14 protein-coding genes are annotated in these 12,224 nt (G+C 60.3%); 4 read left to right on the top strand and 10 right to left on the bottom strand.

Features of this window, described 5'->3' with window-relative positions; genetic code table 11:
- Positions 1-68: 68 nt before the first annotated feature.
- From BUA94_RS11420 to BUA94_RS11410, 3 genes are all read right to left on the bottom strand, one after another.
- Positions 69-1,250: a serine hydrolase gene (locus BUA94_RS11420; protein ID WP_073013149.1), complete on the bottom strand. Its 1,182-nt coding sequence runs from the start codon at positions 1,248-1,250 to the stop codon at positions 69-71.
- Between the two features lie 47 nt (positions 1,251-1,297).
- Positions 1,298-2,068: an aminoacyl-tRNA hydrolase gene (gene pth / locus BUA94_RS11415; protein ID WP_073013147.1), complete on the bottom strand. Its 771-nt coding sequence runs from the start codon at positions 2,066-2,068 to the stop codon at positions 1,298-1,300.
- A gap of 117 nt (positions 2,069-2,185) precedes the next feature.
- A complete protein-coding gene (locus BUA94_RS11410) occupies positions 2,186-2,788 on the bottom strand; it encodes a 50S ribosomal protein L25/general stress protein Ctc (protein ID WP_073013145.1) in 603 nt (200 codons plus the stop codon).
- Between the two features lie 352 nt (positions 2,789-3,140).
- Between BUA94_RS11410 and BUA94_RS11400 the strand changes: the two genes are divergently transcribed.
- The gene (locus BUA94_RS11400; RefSeq protein ID WP_073013140.1) at positions 3,141-3,518 is read left to right on the top strand and encodes a DUF930 domain-containing protein; all 378 of its coding nucleotides are present in this window, start codon (positions 3,141-3,143) and stop codon (positions 3,516-3,518) included.
- A 71-nt stretch (positions 3,519-3,589) separates the two neighbouring features.
- On the opposite strand, the gene BUA94_RS11395 is transcribed toward BUA94_RS11400, so the two are convergent.
- The 7 genes from BUA94_RS11395 to lgt form a co-directional block, all read right to left on the bottom strand.
- Positions 3,590-4,285, bottom strand: a complete 696-nt coding sequence (locus BUA94_RS11395) for an MOSC domain-containing protein (protein WP_073013138.1) — start codon at positions 4,283-4,285, stop codon at positions 3,590-3,592.
- 103 nt (positions 4,286-4,388) lie between these two features.
- Positions 4,389-5,321: a ribose-phosphate pyrophosphokinase gene (locus BUA94_RS11390; protein WP_073013136.1), complete on the bottom strand. Its 933-nt coding sequence runs from the start codon at positions 5,319-5,321 to the stop codon at positions 4,389-4,391.
- A 245-nt stretch (positions 5,322-5,566) separates the two neighbouring features.
- A complete protein-coding gene (locus BUA94_RS11385) occupies positions 5,567-6,118 on the bottom strand; it encodes a hypothetical protein (protein ID WP_139251093.1) in 552 nt (183 codons plus the stop codon).
- A 98-nt stretch (positions 6,119-6,216) separates the two neighbouring features.
- Complete coding sequence (locus tag BUA94_RS11380) at positions 6,217-7,374, bottom strand: M24 family metallopeptidase (RefSeq protein ID WP_073013133.1); 1,158 nt, start codon at positions 7,372-7,374, stop codon at positions 6,217-6,219.
- A gap of 2 nt (positions 7,375-7,376) precedes the next feature.
- Positions 7,377-8,144: a peptidoglycan editing factor PgeF gene (gene pgeF, locus BUA94_RS11375; RefSeq protein WP_073013131.1), complete on the bottom strand. Its 768-nt coding sequence runs from the start codon at positions 8,142-8,144 to the stop codon at positions 7,377-7,379.
- Between the two features lie 29 nt (positions 8,145-8,173).
- Positions 8,174-9,262, bottom strand: coding sequence for a class I SAM-dependent methyltransferase (locus BUA94_RS11370; protein WP_073013128.1), 1,089 nt, complete (start codon positions 9,260-9,262; stop codon positions 8,174-8,176).
- Positions 9,259-10,089, bottom strand: a complete 831-nt coding sequence (gene lgt, locus BUA94_RS11365; RefSeq protein WP_073013126.1) for a prolipoprotein diacylglyceryl transferase — start codon at positions 10,087-10,089, stop codon at positions 9,259-9,261. Before lgt ends, BUA94_RS11370 begins: the two co-directional genes overlap by 4 nt.
- A gap of 190 nt (positions 10,090-10,279) precedes the next feature.
- On the opposite strand from lgt, the gene BUA94_RS11360 reads away from it, so the two are divergent.
- The 3 genes from BUA94_RS11360 to proC all read left to right on the top strand — a co-directional run bounded on the left by BUA94_RS11360 (position 10,280) and on the right by proC (position 12,177).
- The gene (locus BUA94_RS11360) at positions 10,280-10,561 is read left to right on the top strand and encodes an accessory factor UbiK family protein (protein WP_073013124.1); all 282 of its coding nucleotides are present in this window, start codon (positions 10,280-10,282) and stop codon (positions 10,559-10,561) included.
- A 300-nt stretch (positions 10,562-10,861) separates the two neighbouring features.
- A complete protein-coding gene (locus BUA94_RS11355) occupies positions 10,862-11,362 on the top strand; it encodes a type III secretion system chaperone family protein (RefSeq protein WP_073013122.1) in 501 nt (166 codons plus the stop codon).
- A complete protein-coding gene (proC, locus tag BUA94_RS11350; protein WP_073013120.1) occupies positions 11,359-12,177 on the top strand; it encodes a pyrroline-5-carboxylate reductase in 819 nt (272 codons plus the stop codon). Before BUA94_RS11355 ends, proC begins: the two co-directional genes overlap by 4 nt.
- The last annotated feature ends 47 nt before the right edge of the window (positions 12,178-12,224 follow it).

The following is a 12,224-nucleotide window of genomic DNA, read 5'->3' as shown; positions in this document are numbered from 1 at the left end:
GCGTGAAACGTTGCCGCTATGTGCCGGATGGAAGCGGGAAGGTCAAGGGTAGCCTCCCATTCCCGGTCCTATTGCTCGTCGCGCAGCTTCTGGAGAATGCCATTGACGGCGGTCAGGATCTTGTCCTGAGCCAGAGCCGATGTGCTGTTCCAGGTGGAGGAGAAACACCACTCGGTTCCGTCCTGAGCGGTCAATGCGTAGGTGAGGTTCAAAACACCCGGCTCATTGCCGCCCTTGAACGCGATGGACTTCCAGTCCTTCTTGTTCAGGTTGCCCGGATTGACCTGGACCGCGGGAATGTCCTTGACCGCGTCAATTGACTTGCAGAGGCTCGAAGCGCTGGCATACCACTCGATGCCTTCCTGATAGGAAGGGGTGACCCGGATCGCATCCGGCAGAGGCAGGTCTGCGAGACCGCTGAGGATTTCGCGTTTTCTATCCAGAGGGGCGGTGGCATAGGCTCCGGCGAGGCTGGTGGAAGCCTTCAGCTGGAAGAACTGGCGCGACTTGAGGAAGGGGATCTGGCCGGAGATCTTCTCAAGGCTTTCCTGAGGGATATGGTCCATCAGGAGATCGGTTGCCGTGTTGTCCGACTGGGACATCATGAGGACTGCGGCGGTCTGAACTGTGACGGGCTGCCCCTCTGGCCAGTCCTGCATGATGCCGGAGGGCAGGGACACCTGGCCGGGCTCCAGCGTCAGAACCGTGTTCCAGTCGAGCTTGCCGGCTGCAATGCTGTCTTTCAGGGCTTCAAGGACGAACAGCTTGAAGGCGGAGCCAATAGCCAGCTTGCGGTCTTCGCGGTAGGTGCCGGCGGGCTCGCCGTTCTTCAGGAGCAGGTAGGATGCGTTGTCTGCGAGCTCAGGCAGATCTCCCAGAAGATCGGTCAGCGAAGCTCGCGAGGCGATCTGCTTGACTTGAAGCGAGTTGATCTTGCCGGCGGTGTTGAGGGCCAGCTGAACCTCGATCGTGTAGCCGCTGGTGGAGATCCGGTAGCGGCCTTCGTCGCCTTCCTCGGTGATGTCCTCGGCCTTGCCATAGGTCTTCTCGAGCTTCTCGATAATGGCCTTCAGCTTGTCATGAGGCACGGCCCGCAGAAACTCGGTCGAAAACGCGGAGGCGTCCGCAGCGCCTGTGTTCCAGGCTTCCATCAACAGCTCGGAACCGGGAGATTTCGCCTGATCATCGGCGGCCTGGACAGGGGAGAGCAGCAGAAAGGTTCCTAGAAGGGCGATGAGGACTCTCTGCATGTCTGCTTTCCTTTTCCGTGGTGTTCCTGGCTGCGAAAGCTCTTGGGTCAGTCTTCCTCTGACTTGCCGAGCAGCTTCTTCAGCATGTCTGCCATCGGACCGGACTTCGGCAGCGGTGGCAGTTTGGTGGTGCGAGCCTGACGGATATGGCTCTGGCCTTTCGGCTTGGCAACCCCGGCAGATGCGGCCGGTGCCGCAGAAGAGGGGGAGGGGGCAGCGGGGCGTGGAGCGCTCTTTCGGGCTTTTTCCGGCTCAAGCGCCAGGGTGAGCTTGTTTGCAAACTGGCTGTCCTTGCCTTCCGCCAGCATGTCGGAATTGTCGGCGATCTGGGCAAGCAGCGGCTCCAGCCACTCGGCGTCGACCTTGGCGAAGTCGCCCAAGACGTAATTGGAGACAAGCTTCTTGTCACCAGGATGGCCGATACCAAGGCGAAGGCGGCGGTAGGTGTCACCGATATGGGCGGAAATGGAGCGCAGTCCATTGTGGCCGCCGTGGCCGCCACCAGCCTTCATGCGGAATTTTGCAGGAGGCAGGTCCAGCTCGTCGTAGATCACGACAACATCCACGGGCTCGGACTTGAAGAAGCGCATGGCTTCGCCAACGGCACGGCCGGATTCGTTCATGTAGGTGGTAGGCTTGAGCAGGAGGACCTTCTCGCTGCCGAGCCGGCCTTCGGACACGAGCCCCTGGAAACGGGGGCGCCAGGGGGAAAAACCGGACTGGCGGCGGTGGATCTCATCCACGGCCATGAAGCCGATGTTATGCCTGTTGCGCTCGTATTTGGCGCCGGGATTTCCGAGGCCGACGATCAATCGCATGGCATTTCCCCGCTTCTGGTGATCCAGTGTGTGTCCGGAAAGCAAGAAAGGCGGACAGGCCGCCTTTCAAAGAACGGGAGACGAAGGGGTCGCCTCCCGCCGATGTGACAGGGAAGATTACTCTTCGCCTTCAGCTTCTGCTTCTTCCTGGGCGCCGCCCGGGGAAGCGATCGTGGCAACCGTGAAGTCACGGTCGGTGATCGTCGGATGGCAGTTGGCCGGAATGGACGTTGCAGAAATGTGCAGGGCGTCGCCGATTTCAGCCTTGGCCAGGTCGAAGACCAGAGCTTCCGGGATGGCGTCAGCCGGAACGATCATTTCTACGGTGTGACGGACAATGTTCAGCATGCCGCCGCGCTTGATGCCCGGGCAGGTTTCTTCGTTGATGAAGTGAACCGGAACTTCGACCGTAAGGGTCGTGCCCTTGCCAACGCGCAGGAAGTCGACGTGCATCAGTTCGTCACGAACCGGGTGCAGCTGGTAGTCCTTGGCGATGACCTGGTGCGCGGTGCCATCGACTTCGATGGTCGCGACGTGCGTCAGGAAGCCGCCCTTGTGCAGGGCAAGCGTGGTTTCCTTCAGCGGAATGGTGATCGGCAGGGCCGGCTTCTTGTCGCCGTAGATAACAGCAGGGATAAGGCCATCGCGACGCAGTGCCCGAGCGGCCCCCTTGCCCACCAGGTTACGTGCCGATGCCTTCAGCTCATAGCTAGCAGCCATGGCAAAACTCCTTCGGATTCATTGAAAATGGACCGGCGTAACGCAAGCAATATGCTCTTGCTCCGGAATCGGTCCAGTTGCGCCTCCTCCAGGGGTGCAGGCGCGCGGGGGTGCTAATAGCCGAAGGTGCGCGGAAGAGCAAGGTTTACGTTGAAAATGTCACGTCGGAAGGGTTGAGAAAGCCGCTGCGTCATTTGGAAACAGATGCGGAGAACCATGATCAGGGTCTCAAGGCTGCCCCATTCAGGCCTCTTTTCACCCTCACTTGCACGGTCGGATTGTTTGATAGCGAGGCTGATTGATGACGCACAGTGGGCAGAACAAACGGATCCAAGGATCTCGTATCAAAGAGATGAGGCAGGCGATCCGGGCAGTTCCGCTTGTCGCGGCCGGTCTGGTTGCCGGCATGGCCGCTTTTCCGGCTCAGGGTATGGCCGGAAACGGGTACGACCGGGTGCCGCCCTCCGAGCAGTTGGAGCAGAGCTGTGATGTGGAGGCCATGAACCGGCTCGATGCAGACAAGGTCATTGCCTACACCTTTGAAGACCCGGTCTACTCCACCCAGCGGATTGATGCGCCCGGCGCGGTGTTCCGCAAGAATGAGGAATGGTATCGCCTGGAATATCATTGCCAGACGGAAAAGGATCACCGGACAGTGGTGTCCTTCGACTGGACGGTCGGTGAAAAGATCCCGAGAAGCGACTGGGACAAGTACTACCTCTATCCTTGAGGCCAAGCGGGTGCCGGTCATCTTGAAGCCGGCACCGCGCCTCTGCGGCTCTCAGTGAGTGCCGCTCTTGATCAGACGCCCTTGAGCCGTCTGTCTGTATTCTCCACGTAGCCACGATCGGTCTTGCGTTGGAAGGAAGCCCGCCAGCTTTCTGCCAGGGGCTTCATGCCTGCCAGTTCAGCAGCCGTCTCCGGTTCCAGCGCCGGGTTGAAGCGGGCGCTGATGAGCCTGGCGAGGGGCCACTGCGGATAGTCGCGCTGGATCAGCCTGACCTTGTCGCCTGCTGCCACATTTCCTTCTTCCAGCACGCGATAGTACCAGCCGGTCTTTCCGGATTTCTGGAAGGATGGGGCCATGGCGGCAATTCCCGTGTGCAGGTTCAGTTTCCAGCAAGGCTGTCGGCCCTGGCAGATCTCCACGGTGGCCGTGCCCATGGTCAGCACATCGCCAAGACAGAGATTGTCTTCGTGCAGGCCCTCGGTCGAGATGTTCTCGCCGAAGCAGCCCGGACGGAAAAGGTCTGCCTTGTCGGGAAACCGGGTCTGCCAGTGGCTCATGTGGTCTGCCGCATAGTGATGCAGCGCCTTTTCCGGTCCGCCATGGACTCTCAGATCCGCTTGTTGATCGCTCGTAAGGCCGGTGAAGGTCAGGCGCTGCGGCCCCTCAACCGGCAGCTTGCCGATTGCACTCGGCTCTTTGCCTTCCCATCGTTGTTCCGGCTTTCCTGCAAAAACGCCCAGAATGGTGGCTTCAAGGGAAAGTGGCATTTATTGCGCTCCTTGGGTTTTGCGCTGGAAAGGCAGTGCAGGGGGAAGGAAAACAAAAAAGCCGGCGCTTGGCACCGGCTTTTTCCGTTTCGTTGCTGCGGTCTCAGACGAAAAGGCTGGAAACCGACTTTTCGAGGGCCGTGCGGTTGATCGCTTCGCCCATCAGCGGAGCGATGGAGATCGTCCGGATGTTTGGCGCTGCGGTGATCGCTGCCGTCGGCTCGATGGAATTGGTGATGACCAGTTCCTTGAGCTTGGAAGAGGACACGCGGGCAACCGCGCCGCCGGACAGAACGCCGTGGGTGATATAGGCGGTTACCGACTTCGCGCCCTTGCTCAGGAGAGCTTCAGCAGCGTTGCAGAGCGTGCCGCCACTGTCGACGATGTCGTCGACGAGGATGCAGTCGTAGCCGTTCACATCACCGATGATGTTCATGACTTCCGATTCCCCAGGCTTGTCGCGGCGCTTGTCGACGATGGACAGCGGTGCCTCGATGCGCTTGGCAAGGGCGCGGGCGCGAACCACACCGCCCACATCCGGGGAAACGACCATGACGTTGTCGGTCGCGTAGCGTTCCTTGATGTCACGGGTCATGACGGGCGCTGCGAACAGGTTGTCGGTCGGAATGTCGAAGAAGCCCTGGATCTGACCGGCGTGCAGGTCGAGCGTCAGAACGCGGTCGGCACCGGCATTGGTGATCAGGTTTGCGACCAGCTTTGCCGAAACCGGTGTACGCCCGGAAGCGCGGCGGTCCTGGCGGGCGTAGCCGAAATAGGGGATGACCGCCGTGATGCGGCGGGCAGAGGAACGGCGCAGCGCATCGATGATGATGAGCAGTTCCATCAAGTGGTCGTTGGCCGGGTAACTGGTCGACTGGACGACAAAGACGTCCTCGCCGCGCACGTTTTCCTGGATTTCAACGAAGATTTCCTGATCGGCAAAACGGCGGACCTGGCACTTTGCCAGGGGCACATCCAGATACTTGGAAATCTCTTCAGCGAGGGCCCGGTTGGAATTGCCCGCGACGATCTTCATAAGCCGCAAGTCCTTCTGGTGTGACGTCAATGTCCGGAGTGCTTGCCGGTCAATCCTTGGACTGAAAGCACTCCGATGAGGTCCCTGTTAAGATAAAGCCGAGCGTCTCATTGCGCCCTTGTCTGCGTGTGGCAGGCGGCGGCGTTGTAACAACCAGTTGGCCTTCCGACAACCACGTGCTTGTGCTGTTTTCGCGCTTTTCGGAATTTAATTAACGCACCTCAGGCAATTAGCCAGCGAGGAAGTCACTTTCGGTTGAGCCAGGCGGAAATCTCGACCGTTGAGCGAACGGCAACGCGCTCAAGGGCCGAGGCGTCGACGGCTTCCCACGGGTCGCCCGTGGAGCCGGAAAGATCCTCGGTACCGGAGACCCGCTTCAGCCGCAGACCGGCGCTGTCCACGATGTCGAAGACGTAGAAGAGGGTCACGGCGGAAGCGCCGCCGGTGACGGACAGATAGCCGTTGACCCGGTAGGTCGCGTCTGCGCCGACCCGGCGCACGAGTGTCAGGCCCTGACCGCGAGCCTGGCTGCCGATCGACTTGGACAGCTCATCGGCAATGTTGCCCGGCGCACCCGTAAAGGGTTCGAAAGCGAAGGTGGCTTCAGCGGCAGGAACGGCCGGAGCGGCAGATCTCGGGGTGAGGGCCGGAGAGGGCTTGCCAGACAGCGGACGGGGTTCCGGCTGGGTCTGGCAGGCGGCAACGGTCAAGGCTGCTCCGATTGCCAGGGCGCGGAACAGGAACGGGGCCGCTGCGGATGCTTTGGAGAAACGGCGGAACGACAGAACATTTGGCATGGGCGCTTTGGGCTCGCTTGGCTTCGGCTCGCAACATTGCCGGCTGCCTGTCCGCGATGCCTTCCGGAATCACAAGGGCTGCCGAATTTTCTAGTGGTTTAGCCTGACTTGATCGGCAGGTCGAGAGGGAGGGAGGACAGGGATTGTGGCCCATCCTCGGTAATCAGGTAGGTTTGACCGAGGGTCATGGCAGTTTCGACAGAGGAATCCATCAGGACCATGTGCTGAAACAGCACCATTCCGGGTGTGATCACCGCGGGATTGGCCTTGTAGGCCATGGGCGGATCCATCCAGCTCGGAGCAAAACGGGCCCCAAGCGAATAGCCGCAGGTGTTGAGCCTGTGGGGCATCATGTCGTGGCTGTCGAGAACCTCGGCGTGAATGTCGAAGAGGTCTCCGAAGGTCGAGCCGGGATAAAGACGTCCCTCGACGGCAGTCAGGGCCTCGCGCGCCGCGTCATAGAGTTCAAGATGCCTGCTGGTCGGCGTGCCGACGACGACCGTGCGCATGGCGGCCGCATGATAATGCCGGTAGACGCCTGCCCATTCGAGGGTGATCTGGTCGTTGTCCTGCAGGGTTCTGCGGCCGCTCTTGTGGCGCACCAGGAGGGCGTCCCGGCCGGAGCCGATGACGAATTCATTGCCCGAATAGTCGCCGCCCCCTTCCAGAACGGCCCCTTGCATGGCCGCGAGGATCCGGCCTTCATCAGCGCCGGGGCGGATTTCTCTGATTCCGGCCTCATAGGCCAGATCCGCAAGTTCCGCTGCCTTGCGGATATAGACGATTTCCTCTTCGCTCTTCACAGCGCGCAGGAACGGGATGATCTGGGACGCGTCCTTCAGTTCGGCGAAGCTGGTCAGAAGCTCCTGCAGTTCGATCCCGACGCGCCCGGTCATGCCGTGTGTGTCATATTCAACGCCGATGCGGGCGCCGAGCAGATCCATCTCGAACAGAAGATCCTTCAGCTGACCGACCGGGCTTGCTTCACCACGGTCGATCCAGATCTGGATTTCCTTGATGTTCGAAGTGTGCCGCGCCTGCCGCTGGTCGGCGGACCGGGTCAGCAGCACGATCCGGCCTTCCCGGGTGACCACAAGGCACTGGAAGAAACAGAAGCCGAAGGTGTCGTAGCCGGTCAGCCAGTACATGCTCTCCTGGGCAAAGAGCAGCATGGCATCCAGTTTTTCTTCTTCCATCCGTGTCTTCAAACGCTCGAAACGGGCGGCAAACTCTTCCGGACTGAAGTGCAGGGCCATGGTCAATCTCCGGTTAGAACGATCACATGCAGCAGGCGGCCATAGTCGGGTTCTTTGCGATGTGTGGTTCTGCGATAGGAGAAGAAACGATCTTCATCCGCATAGGTGCAAAGGTCCAGGTTGACGGCCTGTCCAACGCCGGCAGTCTTCAGCCGGTTCACGATAAAGGCGGGCAGGTCGAAGAAGTGATGATCAGCCCGGTCGGAAGGCGAGAAATAGGCGCTGTTGCCTTCGTCGCTGTCCACAAAGCGCTGTTGGAACTCTGGTCCGACTTCATAGGCCGCGCGGGAAATCGTTGGCCCCAGAACAGCCGTGATCCGCTCGCGCTTTGCGCCGAGCTTTTCCATGGCGGCAATCGTGTTTTCCAGAACACCGGTCACGGCTCCCTTCCAGCCTGAGTGGGCTGCGCCCACGACCCGGGCTTCGGGATCTGCAAAGAGAACCGGGCCGCAGTCTGCGGTCGAAACGCCAATGGCAAGGCCGGGTGTGCTTGTGACCAGAGCGTCCGCCTTGCGGTCCTGATCTTCCGTCCAGGGGGCGTCCAGATGGATCACATCGGGCGAGTGGACCTGATAGGGCGTGACCAGAAGGGATGGATCGACATTGAGTTGCCCGGCAATGCGGCGGCGGTTTTCCAGAACATCGGACCGGTTGTCATCAGATCCCAGGCCCGTGTTGAGGCTGGTATAAATGCCGTTCGAAACGCCGCCCTGACGGGTGAAAAAGCCGTGTGAAATTCCGGGAAACTTCAGTTCCTTTGCCTCGATCATGAGGACTACTCCCTGAGTGGGGACTGTTTTCAATCGTCGAAAGGCACGAGCGATCCGGCATTGCCGCTGATCGCCAGAACCTTGAAAAGCTCGCCCATTTGCTGCGGGGCTGCAAGTCTTTCGACCGCATCCCTGATCTCTTCCTGTGCGCTGTGCGATTTTTTCGCGCCAAGGGTACCGGCTCTTTGGAGAAGTCCGAGCCGCAGGAGGAACTCGCCCTGGGTGAGGGGAGGGAAGACCTTTGCGCCGCCCTTCCGGGCAGCGGACGCCAGTGCTTCGAAGTTCACATGTGCGGTCAGATCCGCCTCTCCCGGATGGGACAGGACATTGTCATAACTGTGGTTGCGCAGAGCCTGAAGCGTGTCGCCATGGGCTGTTTTCAGATAGCCATAGTCGATGAAGAGGGCCGTTCCCCCCTGCTGCACAAGTCTTGCCGCTATTGTCTCTGCAATCGCGTTTGACGCTGGCTGTGTTTCGAGAATGGTGCCGGGCTCCGCCTCCTGGAGATGCGGGGGCAGATCTGCATCGGGCAGCCGTGCAGTCCCTGCGCCGAACTGGAGGGAGCCGTCTGGCCCTGTGCCGACCAGCCGTTCCAGCCAGCCTTCCCTTGCTTTCACATATTGATGGATCGGCAAGGCATCGAAAAACTCGTTGGCGACGAGCAGCATCGGCCCTTCCGGCACGTCTTCGATCCTGTCGGCAAAAGAGGGCGTGAAGCCCGCTTTCTTCAGGGTTTGCTCCTGGATCTGCCTCAATCTCGGACTGGTTTCGACCAGCCAGAGATCTGCAGCTTTCAGGAAGTCCGGCCGGAGCGATGCCATGCGCAGGAGATCGGCCATCAGCGTGCCCCGCCCGGGGCCGATTTCGACCAGCCGGAAGGAGGACGGGTTGCCATGCCTTTCATGGGCCGCCAGGCAGAAGGCTCCAATAAGCTCGCCAAACATCTGGCTCACTTCCGGAGCCGTGATGAAGTCACCCTTTGCGCCGAAAGGCTCCCGGGTCTTGTAGTAGCCGTCCTCGGGATCGGCGAGGCAGGCGGTCATGTACTCGGCGACCGTCATCGGGCCCTGCGCCTCGATCCGGCGGATGAGCCGCTCCTTCAGCTTGCCCGCTGTCATGCGGCGCTCTCGGTTGCGGGGCGGCGCGCTGCCCAGACCATCAGCGCAATGCCGGCCACGATCATGGGAACGGAGAGCAGCATGCCCATGGTCAGCACGCCTGTAAGATAGCCGATCTGGGCGTCGGGAAGCCGGTAGAATTCAGCAACGCAGCGGGCAATGCCGTAGCCACAGGAAAAGGCACCTGCGATGAAGCCCGGACGCTGCAGCATCTGGAACCTGTGCGAGAGGACCCGCAGAACGATGAAGAGCACGATGCCCTCAAGGGCTGCCTCATAGAGCTGGCTGGGGTGACGCGGATCCGGACCGCCATTGGGGAAGACGACGGCCCAGGGCACATCCGCCGGCCGGCCCCAGAGTTCGGAATTGATGAAATTGGCGATGCGGCCAAAGAACAGGCCAATGGGAGCTGCGGTGCCTGCCAGGTCGAACAGTCTCAGGATCGACAGGCCTCTGCGGTGTGCAAACAGGAACATGGCGACGACAGTTCCAAGGAAGCCGCCGTGGAACGACATGCCACCGGTCCAGACCTCCAGCACTTCCAGGGGATTGGCGAGGTACTGGCCGGGATTATAGACGAGCACATAGCCGATCCGTCCGCCAAGGATGATGCCGAGCGTTCCCCAGACGACAAAGTCATCCAGGTCGAGGGCGCTCGGACGGCTGCTGCCGCCCCAGAGCTTGTCGTCCAGCACCAGCCTGCGCATGTAGCGCCAGGCGAGGATGATCCCGACGATATAGGCAAGGGCATACCAGCGCAGGGCAAAGGGGCCGATCTCGAACAGGACCGGGTCGATTGCCGGAAACGGCAGCACAAAAAGCGGCATTGGCCTTTATTCTCCAGAGTGTCTTGCGCTTGTCGCCTGACAGATAGGCAGCCTTGAGGCGGGCGGCCAGACGCTGGCCTATTCGCCCCTGCGGCGTCAAGTCTGGGAGCGAGCACGCATCACCGCTTGCAGTCCCGTGCAAAGCCTCCTAGGTGTGTGGTCAGATTAGTCTGAACCTCAGGAGTTCGCCATGTCCCAGGGTCCCAACCGTCTTTTCGACGATTTCGCCAAGCTGATGACCGATGCTGCCGGCGTGGCTCAGGGTGCCCGCCGCGAAGTTGAAACCGCCTTCCGCGCCCAGGCCGAACGCTTTCTCTCGGATATGGACCTGGTTTCCCGGGAAGAACACGAGGCTGTGAAGGACATGGCTGTGCGGGCTCTCGACCGGATCGAAGAGCTGGAAGCCCGTCTTGCAGCCCTTGAAGCCAAGTCTGCTTCCAAGGCCAAAGCAGCTCCGAAAACTGCCGAATAGCAGTCTTTTTTGACTGATTGCACGTTTTCCGATTTCGGTCAGAAGTTGCGCCCTTGCTGCTTCTGACCGTGTGCAGCTTTGCTGCGGGACGGTATCGTCCACAACTTTCAACGGAATTTGCTTTCAGGAAACTTATGATTAACACTCTGTTGACCTTATATTAGAGGTACAGAGATTCTTCAGCTTGCCTTAAGGCATAACGGGGAACATCTGGGACACTGGGGTTTTTCCCGCCGGCATCGGTCAGGTCATCTTCCTGGTGATACCGATCGCCTCCGGCTCGATAGGGGAGAGGACATCATGAGCCTCATCGAAATCGACTTCGAGCGACCCGGCAATCCTGTCGATACCATCGAAACCATTGCGGCATTGAACGAATGGATGTTCGAGCGGTCAAACGACGATGAAATCACGATCACCGTCGGCGGATATTGGTGCGACTACCACATTTCCTTCTCCTGGATGGAAGAACTGGAAGCGCTCCACCTTGCCTGTGCCTTCGATCTGAAGGTGCCGGAAGCCCGCAAGACTGAAATCGTCCGCCTTCTGGCGCTGGCAAATGAACAGCTCTGGATGGGCCACTTCGATCTGTGGAATCAGGAAGGTCTAGTGATGTTCCGCCAGTCGCTCCTCCTGGCAGGGGGGGCGGAAGCCAATCCCGCGCAGATCGAGGGCATGCTTTCCAATGCGCTGGAAAGCTGCGAACGCTACTTCCAGGCCTTTCAGTTTGTCATCTGGGCCGGTAAGACTGCTTCGGAAGCCGTGGAAACGGCATTGTTCGAAACAGTGGGCGAAGCATGAATTTTACCAAGGAACGGCCTTTCCTTCTCGTTGGTGCGGGAAGGATGGGCGGCGCCATGCTGGCGGGTTGGGTGGCTGACGGCATGGACCCGGCCAGCATTGTGGTCTCGGATCCGCGTCCGGGACCGGAGATGCAGGACTTTCTCTCCAAGCATGGCATCCGCCATGTCACCGAGCCTTCTGCTGATCTGTCTCCGTCCCTGGTTCTGCTGGCCGTCAAGCCGCAGCTGATGGATGCGGTACTGCCAAGCCTCGAAACCTGTGTCCGGGCGGACACGCTGGTCGTGTCCGTTGCTGCCGGAACGCCAATCCGCCGGTTCCGTGAAGCCTTTGGCGACATCGCCATTGCCCGGTCCATGCCGAACACGCCTGCCATGGTTGGTCGTGGCATCACCGCCGTGTTCCCGAATTCCAAGGTATCTGAGGGTCAGAAGGACACCATCGGCAATCTGCTCAGCGCTGTCGGCAAGGTTGTCTGGCTGGAAAACGAAGATCAGATCGATCAGGTGACAGCGGTATCAGGCTCTGGCCCTGCCTATGTGTTTCTGCTGGCGGAATGCCTCGCGGAAGCTGGCCGTGTTGCCGGTCTCCCTGAGGCTCTTGCCCGCGAATTGGCTGAAGCGACAGTCTGCGGCGCTGGCGAATTGATGTATCAGTCCGATGATACGCCTGCCGTCCTGCGCCAGAACGTGACTTCCCCAAATGGCACGACAGCGGCAGCCCTTGCCGTTCTGATGGCAGATGATGGTCTTCAGCCTTTGATGAACAAGGCGGTCGAAGCTGCTGCCCGGCGGGCCCGGGAACTCGCTGGCTAAGGCGATAAAATCAGACCAGATCCATGAACGGCTCCGGAATGCCTTTC

Source organism: Roseibium suaedae, from assembly GCF_900142725.1.
Taxonomy (GTDB): Bacteria; Pseudomonadota; Alphaproteobacteria; order Rhizobiales; family Stappiaceae; genus Roseibium; species Roseibium suaedae.
The sequence above is the reverse complement of the archived record's forward strand: the minus strand, read 5'-3'. Positions and strand labels throughout refer to the sequence as shown.